The 15,689-nt window shown below is 58.4% G+C and carries 14 protein-coding genes and 1 tRNA gene; 6 read left to right on the top strand and 9 right to left on the bottom strand.

The window, feature by feature from the left end; translation table 11 throughout:
• Positions 1 to 126: 126 nt before the first annotated feature.
• Positions 127 to 339, bottom strand: a complete 213-nt coding sequence (rmf, locus tag AC13C0_RS09980) for a ribosome modulation factor (protein ID WP_117616851.1) — start codon at positions 337 to 339, stop codon at positions 127 to 129.
• Positions 340 to 640: 301 nt separating this feature from the next.
• Here rmf and rlmKL point away from each other — a divergent pair, with 301 nt between their 5' ends.
• Positions 641 to 2,830, top strand: coding sequence for a bifunctional 23S rRNA (guanine(2069)-N(7))-methyltransferase RlmK/23S rRNA (guanine(2445)-N(2))-methyltransferase RlmL (gene rlmKL, locus AC13C0_RS09975; protein ID WP_264756456.1), 2,190 nt, complete (start codon positions 641 to 643; stop codon positions 2,828 to 2,830).
• A gap of 67 nt (positions 2,831 to 2,897) precedes the next feature.
• Here rlmKL and AC13C0_RS09970 read toward each other — a convergent pair whose 3' ends face one another.
• Positions 2,898 to 3,506, bottom strand: a complete 609-nt coding sequence (locus AC13C0_RS09970) for an outer membrane beta-barrel protein (RefSeq protein ID WP_482954325.1) — start codon at positions 3,504 to 3,506, stop codon at positions 2,898 to 2,900.
• 105 nt (positions 3,507 to 3,611) lie between these two features.
• Entirely contained in the window at positions 3,612 to 4,100 is a 489-nt protein-coding gene (locus tag AC13C0_RS09965) for a hypothetical protein (protein WP_117616853.1), read from the bottom strand.
• A 121-nt stretch (positions 4,101 to 4,221) separates the two neighbouring features.
• On the opposite strand from AC13C0_RS09965, the gene AC13C0_RS09960 reads away from it, so the two are divergent.
• A complete protein-coding gene (locus tag AC13C0_RS09960; protein WP_117616854.1) occupies positions 4,222 to 5,511 on the top strand; it encodes a M18 family aminopeptidase in 1,290 nt (429 codons plus the stop codon).
• A gap of 56 nt (positions 5,512 to 5,567) precedes the next feature.
• On the opposite strand, the gene AC13C0_RS09955 is transcribed toward AC13C0_RS09960, so the two are convergent.
• Positions 5,568 to 5,643: transfer RNA gene (locus AC13C0_RS09955), tRNA-Asn, on the bottom strand.
• 171 nt (positions 5,644 to 5,814) lie between these two features.
• On the opposite strand from AC13C0_RS09955, the gene AC13C0_RS09950 reads away from it, so the two are divergent.
• A complete protein-coding gene (locus AC13C0_RS09950) occupies positions 5,815 to 6,681 on the top strand; it encodes a YheT family hydrolase (RefSeq protein ID WP_341581788.1) in 867 nt (288 codons plus the stop codon).
• A gap of 7 nt (positions 6,682 to 6,688) precedes the next feature.
• Here AC13C0_RS09950 and AC13C0_RS09945 read toward each other — a convergent pair whose 3' ends face one another.
• Positions 6,689 to 7,318, bottom strand: coding sequence for an arylesterase (locus AC13C0_RS09945; RefSeq protein ID WP_117616855.1), 630 nt, complete (start codon positions 7,316 to 7,318; stop codon positions 6,689 to 6,691).
• A 61-nt stretch (positions 7,319 to 7,379) separates the two neighbouring features.
• Between AC13C0_RS09945 and AC13C0_RS09940 the strand changes: the two genes are divergently transcribed.
• On the top strand, positions 7,380 to 8,099 hold the full coding sequence (locus AC13C0_RS09940; protein ID WP_117616856.1) for an ABC transporter ATP-binding protein: 720 nt from the start codon (positions 7,380 to 7,382) through the stop codon (positions 8,097 to 8,099).
• Positions 8,099 to 10,585 (top strand): ABC transporter permease, encoded by a 2,487-nt coding sequence (locus AC13C0_RS09935; protein WP_117616857.1) that lies wholly within the window; start codon positions 8,099 to 8,101, stop codon positions 10,583 to 10,585. The genes AC13C0_RS09940 and AC13C0_RS09935 overlap by 1 nt, the downstream gene beginning before the upstream one ends.
• A 21-nt stretch (positions 10,586 to 10,606) precedes the next feature.
• On the opposite strand, the gene AC13C0_RS09930 is transcribed toward AC13C0_RS09935, so the two are convergent.
• The 4 genes from AC13C0_RS09930 to AC13C0_RS09915 form a co-directional block, all read right to left on the bottom strand.
• Positions 10,607 to 11,377, bottom strand: coding sequence for a substrate-binding periplasmic protein (locus AC13C0_RS09930; RefSeq protein WP_117616858.1), 771 nt, complete (start codon positions 11,375 to 11,377; stop codon positions 10,607 to 10,609).
• A gap of 179 nt (positions 11,378 to 11,556) precedes the next feature.
• The gene (locus tag AC13C0_RS09925) at positions 11,557 to 12,744 is read right to left on the bottom strand and encodes an iron-containing alcohol dehydrogenase (RefSeq protein WP_117616859.1); all 1,188 of its coding nucleotides are present in this window, start codon (positions 12,742 to 12,744) and stop codon (positions 11,557 to 11,559) included.
• Positions 12,744 to 13,289, bottom strand: a complete 546-nt coding sequence (locus AC13C0_RS09920; RefSeq protein ID WP_482954324.1) for a hypothetical protein — start codon at positions 13,287 to 13,289, stop codon at positions 12,744 to 12,746. Before AC13C0_RS09920 ends, AC13C0_RS09925 begins: the two co-directional genes overlap by 1 nt.
• Positions 13,290 to 13,463: 174 nt before the next feature.
• A complete protein-coding gene (locus AC13C0_RS09915; protein ID WP_341581796.1) occupies positions 13,464 to 14,741 on the bottom strand; it encodes a M48 family metalloprotease in 1,278 nt (425 codons plus the stop codon).
• Between the two features lie 197 nt (positions 14,742 to 14,938).
• On the opposite strand from AC13C0_RS09915, the gene AC13C0_RS09910 reads away from it, so the two are divergent.
• Complete coding sequence (locus AC13C0_RS09910; protein ID WP_117616861.1) at positions 14,939 to 15,679, top strand: DUF599 domain-containing protein; 741 nt, start codon at positions 14,939 to 14,941, stop codon at positions 15,677 to 15,679.
• Positions 15,680 to 15,689 lie beyond the last annotated feature (10 nt).

Raw genomic sequence — 15,689 nt, 5'->3', positions numbered from 1 at the left:
GGGAATGAACCCCGTGGCGCTTCATCGCATGGTACGGGGCGGGAGGCCCCGTTTGGGTTGCTCTGAGTACTGCGTCAAATTGTGTGGAAAAAGATCAGATTAAGATAGTCGGGGTTAGTTCAGGCGTCACGCCGTCGTAACATTGGCCAGTTTGTGGATGCCGGATACGCCGGTCATGCCCTCCCATTGATCTGTACGGCCTTCTCGCCACCCGTTCAGCCATTCCTGGCGGACTTCCGCTTGTTCGAGCGGGCAGCTTTCTTTGGATTTACCGGACACGCCAGCGAGATAACCCCGCTTATATGCACGAGCGTACATGTCTCTTTTCTGTCTTTTCATGCCGTTCCTCACTGATGGATTAACAGAACAAGCGTGTACACATCTGCAGTGGCCATGACGAGTGTTATCCACTCAGGGATAACCCACTATTGTCAGCTTAAGCCAGAGCAGTCAGGATCCTGTTAACGGAAGGTTTTTGCCTTCCGGAACGACGCGTCATTTACAAGGTAATTCGAAGCTCGCGCGGATGTACACTATTTATTTCGTCTATGTGACGACTTTTTTATAGTTTTATGAAATAACGAATGGCGCTGGAATCCGGTAACGGCTGCTATTCCCGAAACTTACCCCCAAGCCGCCAATGAACCAGGAGTTGATCTTGTCCAAATCTGTCTTTTTCGTAACCTGCCCGAAAGGCGTGGAATACCTTCTGGCGGACGAGCTCAACACGTTCGGGCTGGACACCGTGCGCCATGCACCGGCCGGCGTCTGGGTGGAAGGTCCCCTGGAGAGCGGTTACCGGGCCTGTCTCTGGTCGCGCCTGGCCAACCGGGTGATCCTTCACATAGATGAAGTTGGTGCCACCAGTGGCGATGAGCTCTATGACGGCGTGGTGCACATGGACTGGCAGCAGCACATTCCGGTACAGGGCAGTTTTCGGGTTACCTTCCTGGGGCAGAACGATGCCATCCGCAACACCCAGTATGGCGCCCAGCGAGTCAAGGACGGCATTGTTGACCGGTTCCAGGCCAATGGTGGCCCACGGCCCTCGGTGGATGCCAAAAATCCTGATGTAACTGTATCGGCCCGCCTTAACCGGGGTCGGTTGGCGCTCGGCATCGACCTCAGCGGTCACAGTCTGCACATGCGGGGGTATCGGACCGACAAAGGCATTGCGCCGCTGAAGGAAAATCTCGCAGCGGCTCTGCTGATACGAGCAGGCTGGCCAGAGATCGCCGCCGCCGGTGACTTCGTAGACCCCATGTGCGGCTCCGGCACGTTGGTGATTGAAGCCGCCATGATGGCGCTTGATATGGCTCCGGGTCGGAAGCAGGAACGGTTCGGGTTTGAGCATTGGCCGGGCCATCAGCCTGATCTCTGGCTGTCTCTCCGGCAGGAAGCGGAGCGTCGTGCCCACGAAGGCAAGCAGGGCCGCATTCCCAGGCTGGCCGGGTTTGATCAGGACAGCCGGGTGATTGAGGCAGCCTGGAAAAACATTCAACGGGCAGGGCTGGAGGGCGTTGTGCACATTGAAACCTGCCCTGTGGATGCCCTGCAACTGGAAGCTGAGTGGTCGGAACAGGGACTGGTGTTGACCAATCCCCCTTACGGCGAGCGTCTGAGTGAGCGCAAGGAACTGGGAGCCCTCTATCGGGCTCTGGGCAACACAGTGAAACGGACCGTGCCCGGCTGGCGTCTCGGCGTGTTTACGGGTGTGCCGGAGTTCGGTAAGTCCATTGGTCTGCGTAGTTACAAGCAGTATCGGTTGTTCAACGGGAAGTTGCCGGCTCAGTTGCTGTTGTTTCAGGTGGATGAGGTCAGCGCCATGACCCCGAGGGAGCCCAACGTTCCCGGAGAGGTCACGCCTCGTATTGCCAGCGAGGAGCGCGCCGCTATGCTGCGCAACCGGTTGAAGAAGAACATGAGGACCATCGGCCAGTGGGCGAGAAAGCAGGGCATTGGCTGCTACCGGTTATACGATGCGGATATGCCGGAGTTTGCCCTGGCTATCGATGTCTATGAGGGGCGGGTACACGTTCAGGAGTATGCGGCGCCAAAGTCGGTAGACGAGCGCTCAGCCCGTGAACGCCTGGCGGAAGCCCTTGCGGTGATCCCGGAGGCTCTGGATATTGAGCGTGAGAACATGGTGTGTAAGCAGCGCCAGCGTCAGACAGGTACTAATCAGTACGAGAAGCAGGCGGCCAGCGGTGAGTTTTTCAAGGTGCACGAGTACGGCTGTGTACTTAAGGTGAACCTGAAGGACTATCTGGATACCGGGCTGTTTTTGGATCACCGGCCTGTGCGTCACTGGATTCAGCAGCATGCGGTTAACAAACGGTTCCTGAATCTGTTCTGTTACACCGGTGCAGCGACAGTGCATGCGGCGGTGGGTGGCGCGAGCCGTTCGCTAAGCCTGGATATGTCGAAGACTTATGTCAGCTGGGCTGAGGACAATCTGGCCCTGAATCGCGCCGATCCGAAGAAGCACCGGGTAGAGCAGGCTGACTGCCTGGCCTGGCTGGCGGAGCGGCCATCTGCAGACCAGCGGTTTGATCTGATCTTCATGGACCCTCCGACTTTTTCGAATTCAGCCAGGATGGCGGGGGTACTGGATATCCAGAAGGATCACCCGAGGCTGGTCAGGCAGGCCATGGCGCGGCTGAGTTCCGATGGGTTGCTGATTTTTTCCAACAATTTCCGGCGGTTCAGGCTGGATGAGGCGCTGGAGAGCGAGTTTGAGGTTGTTGAGGTTACGCGGGATACCCTGGATAGGGATTTTCAGCGGAACCCGCGGATTCATCGGTGCTGGCATATTCGCCACAAGGCCTGAATATTAGAGTATCGGCAGGAGGGGCTGTGGCCCTCCTGCCTCTGCAAACTCATGGGCCAGCCGTTCTCTAGAACTCGTACCTTAAGCCACCAGAGAACTGGAATGTATTCACATCCGAACCGGTGTCCTTGAACAGCTTCCCACCTTCAAACACCAGGTAGGTGTCGTCCATTACTTCAAAATCGAGGCCGGCAAGCCAGCTTACGCTGAAGCCGCTGTCCGGGAATTCACCTTCGAGGTCGAGGAAGGCCTTGTTGCGGTCGTTCCCGGGGTCGCTGATTTCAGCTTTACCCTGGATGTAGGAGAAGCCGAACTGGCCGTAGACGTTGGTGTAGTTGGTGATGGGGTAGTGCAGGCCCATGTACCAGCTGGCGTAGTAGTCCACGGCGAGGCTGAGGTCGCTGTTGGGGACTTCGGCGTCTTTGAAGCCACCGCCGGCGCGGAGTTCGGCGTGGAACAGATCGGTTATATGGCCACCTACCACAAGAGTGCCGCCGCTGCCCCAGGCGGTTTCTTTTCTGCCTTCGCCGATGGAGCGGTGATTGAAGGTGGTCGCCATCAGGCCAATGTAGTGTTTGTCTGCCCTGGGTGTTTCCTCGGCCAGAGCGGCCTGGGACGCGAGAAGCAGGGCGGTTACCAATGCGGTGGATAGGGGCGTTCGCACAACCGTGTTCATTGTTATGGGGTTTCCTGACGTAGGCGAATACGGGCTGATTCTGCCTCGTGTAACCGTTTGTTACGTCGACCCGTGTCACACTTCCCTGTGTCGGTTTTGTCCCCGTTACAGGTCCTCGTCGAGCAGGTTTTCTTCACGGGCCATCAGGAGTAGGGCGTAGACGCCGTTTTCCGGCAGCTGGGGTTCCAGGCTCTCTTCGAACAGGAGCTGGCGGCGGCGGTCTTCCAGGGCTTCACTGTCCAGGCCTGTGATGAGTTCTCCGATGGGCGCAATTTCAAACGGAGCTTCCTGGGCCACGGCGGTGAAAATGAGGTCGATCAGGATTTCGTCCGGGTCCAGGCCATCGACGTACACGGTCTGGTCTGGCAGGTCCTGGTGCAGTTCCCGGGTCAGTTCGATCAGGGGCACGCCCTGTTCTTCAAGATACCGCAGGTCGACGTCGCCCAGGTCGCCGTCTTCCGGGAGCCAGTCATCGGAAGGGGCGATCACGACGGTTTTCATGCGGCCATCTTCCAGCGACCAGGCCATGGCGGTGGGAAACAGGGCGTCGTCGGTCTGGCAATATTCGATATCGAGAAATCTCGGTGCAGGCACAGTGGGCTCCCGGTGGTGGTTGGTTTGTGGCCCGGTTATGGGGAAAGTCCGTTGACCCAGTATGAGGCTTTACGGCTTCATGCCATACTGTTGTGGCAATTATCTTTCAATCAGGGACATCATGGAACACGCTGAATTCAACAAAGATTTATTGAAGTTTCTGAACACTTCCCCCACACCCTGGCATGCCGTGGCGACGATGAAACAACGGCTTGAAGCGGCCGGGTTTCAGGAACTGGATGAGCGGGAGAACTGGTCTCTGGCGCAGGGGCAGGGCTATTACGTGATTCGCAACGGGTCGTCGATTGTGGCGTTTCGCACCGGCGGCAAGGACGTCACCACATCCGGTATCCGTATGGTGGGCGCCCACACTGACAGTCCCTGCCTGAAGGTGAAACCAAACCCAGAGCTGCGCCGCAAGGGTTTTTTCCAGCTTGGCGTCGAGGTTTATGGTGGCGCTCTGCTCAATCCCTGGTTTGATCGGGATCTTTCGCTGGCCGGCCGGGTAACGGTGCTCGATGGGGACGGCAAGGTTCGGGACACCCTGGTGGATTTCCGCAAACCCGTGGCCTTTATTCCGAGCCTGGCCATTCACCTGGATCGTGAGGCCAACAGCAATCGCACCGTCAACGCCCAGACCGACCTGCCGCCGATACTGATGCAGGTTCCGGAAAGCGACACCACCAGTTTCGCTGATCTGCTCTCGCATCAGATTGAGGCCGAATCCGGCCTCCATGTCCGCAAGGTGCTGGGTTATGAACTGAGTTTCTACGATGCCCGTGAGGCTTCGTTCGTTGGCTTGCGGGACGAATTCATTGCCTCCGCCCGGCTGGATAACCTGCTGAGCTGTTACATTGGTCTTCAGTCCTTGCTGAAGGCGTCGGGCGACGAGGCCGCACTGCTGGTATGTAACGATCACGAAGAAGTTGGAAGCATGTCGGCCGAGGGTGCCCAGGGCCCGTTCCTGACTGCCGTTCTGGACCGCTGGGCCGGTCCGGGCAAAGCCAGGGCCATTGCCCGTTCCATGATGGTGTCGGCCGACAACGCCCATGGTGTTCACCCGAATTACATGGACAAACACGATGAGAATCACGGGCCGATCCTGAATCAGGGGCCTGTGATCAAGGTCAATCACAACCAGCGCTATGCCACCAACAGCCGCTCGGCCGCGGTGTATCGCCATATCAGTGACGAGCTGGGGCTGCCGCATCAGACCTTTGTGGTGCGAAGCGACATGGGCTGTGGCAGTACCATTGGTCCGCTGACAGCGGGTAACCTGGGCGTGACCACGCTGGATATTGGTGTGCCCCAGTTCGGGATGCACTCCATCCGCGAGCTGATTGGCACAGAGGACGGCTTCACCCTGTTCCGTGTGCTGACGGAGTTCATGCAGCGTGAGCAGGTTTTCTGAAGCCTGATACGAAAAATGCCGCTGGTTCAAAAGAAACAGCGGCATTTCGGAAGAAGTGGCTCCCCGAGCTGGGCTCGAACCAGCGACAAACGGATTAACAGTCCGTTGCTCTACCAACTGAGCTATCGGGGAACAGTATCAAGTGGCGCGCATATTAAGCGCTTTGGTTTGCGGGGTCAACCCCCTGATATGAAAGGCTAAAAATTGTACGAAAGTAAGACACTTCACTACCGTCCGCCGCCCTGGTTGCGTAATGGCCATGTTCAGTCTGTCTGGCCCACGCTGTTTCGTCGGGTGCCGATAATGGATCCAGAGCCCGAAATACTGTCCACGCCAGACCATGATGAGCTGCACCTTGACTGGTACCGCCAGGGGAGTAGCCGCCTGGCGATTGTCTCCCATGGCCTGGAGGGGCATAGCCGTCGGCCTTACGTTCTGGGCCTGACCAGGGCTCTGCTGCGTGAGGGATGGGACGTCCTGGCCTGGAATTTCCGCTCTTGCGGCGGCGTGATGAACCACCAGCCACGGTTCTATCACAGCGGCGCCACTGAGGATCTGAGTTTGGTGATTAATCGGGGGTTGGCTGACTCTTACGAGGCATTGTTTATGTCTGGTTTCAGCATGGGCGGTAACCTGACGTTGCTCTATCTCGGCGAAAAGGGCGAGCAGGTAGACAGCAGAATCTGCGGCGCTGTTGCTTATTCCGTGCCCTGTGACCTCGCAGGCAGCGCGGACATGCTGGCACTGCCCAGCCGGAAGATCTACATGCAGCGATTTCTTCGGGATCTTAAGGTCAAGATTCAGGAAAAAGCAGAAAAATTCCCGGATCTGATTGATGTTTCCGGTTTTGATTCGATCCGTAGTTTTCACCAATTCGATGACCGCTACACGGCCCCGTTGCACGGGTTCCGGGATGCCCAGGACTACTGGGCCCAGTGTTCGGCGCTCGGGAGGCTAAGGGATATCCGCGTTCCGGCACTGATGGTGAATGCGGCGGATGATCCCTTCCTCTCCGCGCAGTGCTTTCCGGAATCCCGCAGCGTGCTGGGTGCGCACGTTCGGCTGGAGTCCCCGCGCTGGGGCGGGCATGTTGGCTTCGTTGAGCATGGCCGTGATGGTTTCTACTGGTCAGAACGTCGGGCTCTGGCATTCCTTCAGGCATTAGCGTGAACCTGCATCACTCCAGAATCGGCCCGATTACCGGCCAGACATTTTCCAGCAGCCTGGCCTGGGCTTCTTCGGTTGGGTGGATGCCGTCATCCTGCATCAGTCCATCCTCGTTGTAGATGCCATCAAGAAAGAAGGGAACCAGATCGGTGTTATAGCGGTCTGACAGCTTCGGGTATATTTCGGCAAACATTTCCGTGTAGCGTTGTCCGTAATTCGGTGGTATCTGCATGCCGACAAGCACGGCGCGGGCGCCGGAGTCCTGAACCTGTTCGATCATGGAGGCGAGATTGGATTCGATGACGTTGGGAGGGAAGCCGCGAAGGCCATCGTTGCCGCCAAGTTCGATAATCACAACCTCGGGGTCGTTTTCCGCTATCAGTTCTGGCAGCCGGCGAGCACCGCCATCGGTGGTTTCCCCGCTGATGCTGGCATTGACCACTTCCCAGCCGGCCAGCCCGTTGCTCTGCAGACGGTTGCGCAGTAACTGCACCCAGGCAGTCTCGGAGGGTACGCCATAGGCTGCGCTGAGGCTGTCACCGACAATAAGCAGTGTGTTCTGGCTGGCCATTGCCGGCAGGGCCAGCAGGGCAACCGCGAGAAAAAGAATTGATCTGACGTACGCCGATGCCGTATGCATAGAAAGTTAATACACCTTATTCCGTTTTCAGGACCCAGGATCGGGAGATTCCGTGAATCAGATGACCAATGTTAACCCGGAAAGCCAGAGCCCCATGTTACGGGTGGAAAACCTGACTCATCGCGTCAGCCTCGAAACCGATACGCTAACGATCCTGCAGGGGGTCAGTCTGGAAATCAATCGGGGAGAGTCCGTAGCCATTATCGGTCGCTCCGGTTCCGGCAAGACCACGTTGCTGGGACTACTGGCGGGTCTTGATACACCAAGCGACGGAACGGTTGAGCTGGACGGATCGGTGATCAGTAAGCTCAGCGAGGACGAGCGGGCGAAACTCCGCGCCCACCGGGTTGGATTTGTGTTTCAGTCATTTCAACTGCTGCCAGCTCTGACGGCGCTTGAGAACGTTATGCTGCCACTGGAGTTGGCCGGAATGGAAGCGCCGGAGAAGCGGGCGCGGGAGCTCCTGGAACGGGTAGGGCTGGGCGAGCGCCTGACCCACACACCAAGGCAGCTCTCCGGCGGTGAGCAACAGCGGGTGGCGATTGCCCGGGCGTTCGCCTCGGACCCCCTGATCCTGTTTGCCGATGAGCCCACGGGCAACCTGGATAACCGCACCGGCCAGGCGGTCTCCGACCTGCTGATGGCGCTGAACCGGGAGCAGGGCACCACACTGGTGATGGTAACCCACGATGAGCACCTGGCGGCTCGCTGCAGCCGGCAGCTGCATATCGAAGCCGGCGTCCTTACCGAACCTGAAGCGGCGCAGGAGATGGCGCACTGATGGCCGCTGCAAAAAAACTGATGTCTGTCCGCCGGGACTGGCGGGAGCGGGATGTGCGCGTTGTTTTGGCGGCACTGATCATTGCGGTTGCCACGGTTGCCACCATTGCCCTTTTTGCCAGCCAGCTGCAGCGCACCCTGGTGACCTCGGCCAGTTCCTTTCTGGCCGCCGACCGTCAGCTCGAAGCTGAAAACGGCCGTCCGATTCCGGAATCCTGGCTGGAGCAGGCAACGGAGCGTGGCCTTGAAACCGGTCGCATGGTGGAGTTCTCGACCATGGTGTTCGGTGCTGACAACTTCCAGCTGGTGTCCGTCAAGGCGGTGAGTAACGAGTACCCCCTGAGAGGCGATATTGAGATCCAGCAGAACCCTGAGGGGCCGAGGGAGCGGGTAAAACAGGGCCCGGCGCCAGGTGAAGTATGGATCAATCCTCGCCTGTTGCGTCTCCTGGAACTGGAAATCGGTGACAGTCTGGAAGTGGGAAGCCGAAGCCTGACTGTATCTGGCCTGCTGATTCGCGAGCCGGACGGCGGTTTCCGTCTTTCAGCCCTGGCCCCCCGGGTCATGATGCATGTCGACGATGTGTCCTCTACCGGCGTTGTTCAGGAAGGTAGCCGGGTTGAGTTTGTGTATCTGTTTGCCGGCGAAGAGGCCTCTCTCGACGCCTATTACCAATGGCTTCAGCCCCGGCTTGAGCCCAGCCATGAATGGGAGAGTGTACGTGACGGCGAAACCTTCTCCCAGTCGCTGGAGCGCGCAGAACGTTTCCTGTTGCTCGGTGGCAGCCTGGCCGTGCTGCTCGCCGCCGTGGCTGTTGCAGTGGCGAGCCGGCAATACGCGTTATCCCAGCGTGACACCGTGGCCCTGCTCAAGACTCTTGGCCTGAGTGGTGCCGGTATCGGAGGCCTGTATCTCCGGCGGCTGGCGCTCTGGGGGGTGGCCGGGATTGTCGGCGGCCTTTTGGTTGCACTTCCGCTGTATTGGCTGCTGACCCGTATGCTGAGCGAGGTGCTGGAGCGCCCGGTGGGTTTTCAGCTTGACCCCTCAGCTCTGGTGCCCGCCTTGCTCACTGCACTGGTCTCCCTGTTCGCCTTTGCCTACCCTCCGGTGCGCCGGCTCCGAAACGTACCGGCCATGCGGGTGTTGCGTAGTCAGCCCGGGGAAACCGGCCGTGAAGCGCTGCCGGATCTGGTTATCGCCATCGTGGCGGTGTTCGGCCTGGTGTGGGTGTACGCCGGTGAACTGGCGTTGGTGGTGTCTCTGCTCGGTGGTCTCGCATTGTTGCTGGGAGCGCTCGGGTTGGCCGGCTGGCTGCTGGTTGCGACCCTTCACCGGGTCCGTGGTGGCAGCAATTCCTGGCGCCTGGCTCTTGTCGGTCTTTACCGACACCGCAAAGCCAGCCTGTCCCAGATTGCGGTCTTTGCGATGACCCTTATGCTGGCAGCCACGCTGATTCTGGTGCGGACATCGTTGCTGGCGGACTGGCAGGCACAACTGCCCGACAACGCGCCCAATCACTTCCTGATCAATATTGCGCCCGATACGGTCGATGAAATCGACGCCTTCTGGCAGGAGCGTGGTCAGCCACTGGATAAACTTTATCCCATGGTTCGCGGCCGTCTGACCGGGCTCAATGGCCAGCCGGTGAAGGAGGTGGTCAGCAAGGATGAGCGTATTGGTGCCCTCAACCGAGAGCTGAACCTCACCTGGATGTCGGAACTGCCAGACGATAACCGGATTGTGGAGGGCAGCTGGTTCCGGCAGGGGCAGAAAGGCGGGGTTTCTGTGGAGTCCGAACTGGCGGGAAAGCTGGGTCTCGTTCTGGGTGATGCGCTGACGTTTACCATCGGCTCCGAAAAAGTCACCGAAACCGTGACCAGTATTCGCACCGTTCAATGGGACAGCATGAAGCCCAACTTCTACATGGCTTTTCCGCCTGGCGGCGGTCTGTCGGATATGCCAGCAACCTGGATCACCAGTTTCTATCTGCCCATGGACAAAAAAGATGCCCTGAATGCATTCTCCCGAAGATTCCCGACGGTGTCCGTACTGGAGATTGACCACATCATCGACCGGATTCAGGAGATCGTCCGGCAGGTTACCCAGGCCATTGAAGCGATTCTGGCGCTTATTCTTGCCGCCGCACTGGTGGTGATGGCCGCTGTGGTCAGCGCCACGCTCCGTGACCGGCAGCGGGAGGGCGCCCTGCTGAGAACCCTGGGCGGCCGGCAGAGCCTGCTGGTGCGCAGCACCATGCTCGAGTTTGCCTTGCTAGGCGGTTTCGCCGGGATTCTGGGGGTGGTTGCGGCCGAGGCTGCCGTCTGGGCACTTCAGTTCCAGATGTTTGAAGGAGCCTTCCAATGGCACTGGCGTGTGGTCTTGTCGATCCCTCTGATCAGCGCGGTTGTATTGGCGCTGTTTGGCCGATGGCAATTGCGGCCGGTGTTGAGCGTGTCGCCGATGCTCTTGCTGAGACGCCTGGAATAAACTCCGGGCGGGACCGGAGGGTTAACGGTAATTGGCCAGGATGGCATCCAGTTCGCCGCTTGCCCGGATGCGGGCGAGTTCAGTATTGAACTCATTGGCAAAGGACTGCCATTCCGGCCGGAGCATCAGCCGGAGTCCGTACTCTCTGATGCCCTTGCGGGACGTTGAGAACTGGTCCTGCAAGCCTTCGTTACGCAAGATCCATTTGCCGACCAGCCTGTCTGCGACGGCGACGTCAAACCGGTCGCCGTGAAGCACGAAAGTGAACATATCACGGTGCCGGGAGACATCGAAGCGGCGAATCTTGCCTTCAGAGAAATAGGGCTCCAGCTGTGGGTAGAGATACCCCAGATGGGTGACGACGGTTCTGGAAAAAAGATCTTCCGGAGTCTCATAGACAAACTCGGAGCGCTTCGGAAAGAAAAACACTTCCTCGATGGTCACAATCGGGTCGGTAAACACGAAGTTGTCGGGATCGTCTGTCCACTCCCTGGCCCTTGGCGTGCAGTCGATGTGCCCGCCAAGCAGCATCTCGTCGACTCGCTTCCGGGGAATCTGCTCGGCAACCACGCTGTAACCAAGCCGCTGAGTAATCAGGGAAACCACATCCCAGATGATTCCCGAGGGCGCGCCCTGATCCACAATCAGGTACGGCGGGTAGCCATTGGGCGAAATGTTCAGGTGGAAGACTTTCTGTTCCCGGGCGTCGGCGGCACTGAATATAAGGGGCGCCAGCGTGAGGAGCAGGGCGCTGAGAACAGTGGGGAGACGGCAGGAGCGTCGGTATTTCATGCGGAGGGGCTCTCTACGGAAAGAACTGTAGGTGGAAAAACGAACCCGGCTAAGATTCCTGCCAGTAGCAGGGATTGTCACTCCTTTGTTGGCCAATTTCAATGACTTGAAATCTATGTTCAGACAACCGGAGGAAGGGGGCCGATGAACGGCCCCGTTTAACGAATAAACAGCAATGGTCAGGCCCAGGCGCGACGCAGTACGGCGCGGGCATCTTCAAGACTGACTTCCTTCGGGTTGAACATGATGGAACCGTCATCCAGTGCCATCTCCGCGATAGCGTCCAGCTGCGCTTCCGTCACCTTGCCGGTTTCTTTCAGCGTGCGCGGCAGCTGACACCGTTTGTACAGAGCATCCCGTAATTTCCGGATTGCGGAAATACTGGCCTCGGCCCGGCGGCTTGCCGGGGTAGCGGCGTAGACTTCCGGTCCTTCCAGGTATAGCAGCAACTCGCCCAGGGGCTCCCGGATCGTTTCGAGGTTGTACTCGAGCACGTAAGGCAGGTACAGGCTCATACACAACCCATGGGGCAGGTGGCAGATGGCACCGGTTGCATGTCCGAGAGCATGCACCAGGCCCACCATTGAGTTAGAGAAGGCAATGCCTGCCATGGTGGAAGCCTGGGCCAGTTCCAGCCGGCCGTCACTGTCTTTTGGGTTGTCCATGACCTTCAGAAGGGAATTGCTGACCTTCTTGATTGCCGCCGTAGCGTAGGCATCGCTCAGCGGATTCTTGGCCATGCAGGTAAAGGCTTCCGTTGCATGGGTCATGGCATCCATCGCCGTTGCCGCCGTGATATGCGGCGGCAGGGTGAGGGTCATGCGCGGATCAATGATCGCGGCATTGGGCAGCAGGAACGAGGAGGTAAACGGGAGCTTTACGCCCTTGCCCTCGTCGGTAATCACCGCCACCGAGGTTACTTCGGAGCCAGTGCCGGCGGTGGTCGGAACCACCAGAAACGGTTTCAGGGGATGTTTGAGCACGCCAGCGCCGCTGTACCTGGCAATGTCGTCACCACCCTCGGACACCAGGATGTTGACCGCCTTGCCAGTATCTATGGCCGAACCACCCCCGACAGCGATGATGGAGTCGCATTTTTCCTGGCGGTAAATACCGGCAATATCGCGCACCACGGTGGTGGAGGAATCCGGTGGCACGTCATCGTAGATGGCGGTGATTTCCAGCCCGCTTTCCTCGCAGGCGGCAATCACCGGCTCCAGCAGGCCTGCGGCGCGCACGCCCTTGTCAGTGACAATCATTGGTCGTTTGGCGGCCATGCCAGTCAGCTCATAAGGAATGTGCTCGAGGGCGGCCTTGCCGGCAATCACTTTTACCGGGCAGAAGAACTCATAGTATTTGTTGGTCATTATGCTCTCGCTGTCTCGATGAAATTGGTGGCGACTTTCAGGTAAATACGTGCGGCACTGATCAGTTTTTCCGGCAGGTGCAGGTCCGCCGGGTATTCCTTGACGGCACGCCGGGCAACCAGTTTTGGCAGGATGAAGGATTCCAGGCGATTGAGAACCCGGGTCATCCGCACGGCGTGGCTGATGTCGCCGTCTACCAGCATGCGGTCATTGGCGAACGCCACCGACGTTTTCTCCTGGAAGGACAGCACCAGAAAGGCATGGGCTATGTGCTTGAACTGAATCGACAGGTCCACCGGACGGGGGGCGGTGTTACCATGGTAGCGGAATCGCCCCTGGCCGGTATGCTCCACAATCAGCCGGGAGCCATTGGGCATCACCATCATTTCAAACAGAAAGCCGTCGGGCAGGGCCCGTGTTTCATTCTGGACGTTCTCATCCACCTCGCTCACCGCCTGCAGGGCCCGCCCCATCACCTGGAACATCAGTTCCACATACAAGCGGCGCGCCTGGAAAACCATGGGCTGGATACGTTTCGCTAACATGTCCGTCATCCAATCGTTGTTGATGTCATGTGATTTTTAGAGTTATTGCTCTAAAAGTCAATGGAGACGATGACAGAAGATGCGCGTCGCACCGGCAACCAGCCTTCGGTGAAACCAAAAAGGCCGGAATCCCGCTGGACTCCGGCCTTTTCAAGGAGTTGATCTGACAGGAAATTACTGAGTCAACGCAGCCAGTTTCCGTTTGGCCTCTTCGGCAACATCACCGCCGGCTTCAGCGGCCTTGCTGTAGTAGGCGATTGCCTCATTACGGTTGTTCTGTTTAACGGCAACATCGCCCAGGCGCAGGAAGGCAATGGATGTGGGGACCGTCTCATTGGCTTTCGTGAGGTTCTCCCGGGCCTTGTCCAGATTGTTGAGCCTCAGGGCGTTCAGGCCGTTGTAAAGGCGATACTTGAACATCTCGGGGTAGAGTTCCACCGCCTTCTCGAAATCGGTACTCGCTTTGTCATCCTGTTTCTGCTCCTGATAAATGCGGCCGCGCAGGGCGTAAAACATCGCTTCCCGTGGCAGCAGGCGAATGGCTTCATTCACCTTGTCCAGAGCCGCTTTCATCTCGCCCTTGGAAGCCAGTTCCATGGCTTTGTCGTGGGCATCATAGGCAGGTTGCAGTGAGCGAAGTTTGGCCATTCTGCGGTCGTAAACATCCTTGCCACGGTAGCCGCCAGTCCCGATTTTCCGGGCGAGTTGCCGGTTTTCCTCCACCCGTTTCGCAGAGGGCGGGTGAGTGGCGAACAGGCCGTCGATAAAACCGGACTGCCTGCCTTCCGACAATTTCAGGAAGATTTCCTGGAGTTCAACCGCGGCGGCCGGATCGTAGCCCGCTTCTTTCATATAGAGAATGCCGTAGTGATCGGATTCCAGTTCATCGCCCTGGCTGTATTGCGCCAATGCAAGCTGGGTGCCCAGCGCAGCGCCACCCATAATCAGACCGGCCCACTCGTTATCCGAGAGTGCAAAACCAAGGCCGGCAACACCTGCGCTGATTAACATGCCCTGCTGCATTCGCTGGACACTGTGCCTCGCCGCCGCGTGAACAATCTCATGGCCCAGGACCGACGCCAGCTGGGCCTCGTCGCCGAGCTCTGTCAGCAGGCCTCGGTTGATGGCAATCTTTCCACCGGGCAGGGCCCAGGCGTTGGGAACGCTGCTGTTAAGAACCACGAACTCATAGGGCAGATCCGGACGATCGCTTACCGCCGCCATTTTCTGGCCGACTTCCCGCACATACAGTGTCAGCTCGGGATCAATGTAAAACTGGCCGCCCTGGATTTGCTGGGTGGGCACGTATTGCTCCGCGCCCATGGCGAGTTCCTGGTTCTCTCCGATCAGCGAAAGCTGCTTTTCTCCGGTAACCGGGTTGACCGAACAACCGCCCAGTGTGAAAGTCAGGGCAATTGTGAATAGGCTGATTTTTATAGCGGACAGGTTCACAGTGAACTCCCTATTAATGATGCAATGACGGGCACGGATTGCGTCGGGTGCCCGAATCCTGAATGGCCTGTTTATAGCACAACTTTGCCTGGAGTTGGATTACCCGGCATGTCTCAGCGGTGGTGGCAAGCAGGTCCTTGGCGTATCATAAGCTTCTGTTCCCGCGCCGTTTCGCACTTTTCACTCTAAGGCCGCCAATGGGTAATTTGCTCGAACTGATTGCATTGCTCTGGTTCCTGACTTGCTGGCTTGGCTACACCGAATACTCCAAGCGTCGGGCTGCTGATCGCCCCTGCCTGTCCAACACCCTCGATATGTACCGGGAAGACTGGATGCGGGTCATGCTGCGGCGGGAGAACCGCATTGCCGATGCTTCCGTGGTTGGCAATCTCGAACGCAATGGCGCCTTTTTCGCCTCCAGCTGCCTGTTGATTCTGGCCGGTATTATCACTGCCCTGGGTTATACCCAGGAAGTCATGGAAGTGTTCAGCACCATGCCATTCGGCAAACTGCCAACTCGCGAAATCTGGGAGCTGCGCATGGTGGTGCTGCTCGTCGTCTTTATTTACGCTTTTTTCAAATTCACCTGGTCGATGCGAATGTACAACTTTGTGTCGGTGATGGTCGGCAGTGCGCCGCCGCCGGACGACACCAAAACCAGCCCGGCGGGCCGCGAAGCCTTCGCCCGGAGTGCCGGCAACGTCTGTAATCTGGCTGGGGACGCCTTCAACCTTGGCCTGCGCTCCTACTATTATGCATTGGCTGTGGTTGGCTGGTTTATCCACCCGCTCGTTTTCATGGCCGCCTCGACGCTGGTGGTTATCGTACTTTACCGCCGGGAATTCTGTTCCAATGCCCTTGAAGCCCTGCGGGCCGGGAAGGTGTTCGATGAACCGGTCCCCGGCAAGGCCGAGAACAGCCCCAAACCCAAAAGCTGACCGACAGGTT

The sequence above is a fragment of the Marinobacter sp. B-21 genome (genome assembly GCF_056857895.1).
This window is presented reverse-complemented; position numbering and strand designations above follow the sequence as displayed.

Bases quoted from the DNA above. Each gene is read 5' to 3' on its own strand.
- AC13C0_RS09940 (WP_117616856.1), top strand. From the start codon at position 7,380: ATGACCAATGTTAACCCGGAAAGCCAGAGCCCCATGTTACGGGTGGAA.
- rmf (WP_117616851.1), bottom strand. From the start codon at position 339: ATGAAAAGACAGAAAAGAGACATGTACGCTCGTGCATATAAGCGGGGT.
- AC13C0_RS09960 (WP_117616854.1), top strand. From the start codon at position 4,222: ATGGAACACGCTGAATTCAACAAAGATTTATTGAAGTTTCTGAACACT.
- AC13C0_RS09970 (WP_482954325.1), bottom strand. From the start codon at position 3,506: ATGAACACGGTTGTGCGAACGCCCCTATCCACCGCATTGGTAACCGCC.
- rlmKL (WP_264756456.1), top strand. From the start codon at position 641: ATGAACCAGGAGTTGATCTTGTCCAAATCTGTCTTTTTCGTAACCTGC.
- AC13C0_RS09950 (WP_341581788.1), top strand. From the start codon at position 5,815: ATGGATCCAGAGCCCGAAATACTGTCCACGCCAGACCATGATGAGCTG.
- AC13C0_RS09925 (WP_117616859.1), bottom strand. From the start codon at position 12,744: ATGACCAACAAATACTATGAGTTCTTCTGCCCGGTAAAAGTGATTGCC.
- AC13C0_RS09920 (WP_482954324.1), bottom strand. From the start codon at position 13,289: ATGTTAGCGAAACGTATCCAGCCCATGGTTTTCCAGGCGCGCCGCTTG.
- AC13C0_RS09910 (WP_117616861.1), top strand. From the start codon at position 14,939: ATGGGTAATTTGCTCGAACTGATTGCATTGCTCTGGTTCCTGACTTGC.
- AC13C0_RS09930 (WP_117616858.1), bottom strand. From the start codon at position 11,377: ATGAAATACCGACGCTCCTGCCGTCTCCCCACTGTTCTCAGCGCCCTG.
- AC13C0_RS09945 (WP_117616855.1), bottom strand. From the start codon at position 7,318: ATGCATACGGCATCGGCGTACGTCAGATCAATTCTTTTTCTCGCGGTT.
- AC13C0_RS09935 (WP_117616857.1), top strand. From the start codon at position 8,099: ATGGCCGCTGCAAAAAAACTGATGTCTGTCCGCCGGGACTGGCGGGAG.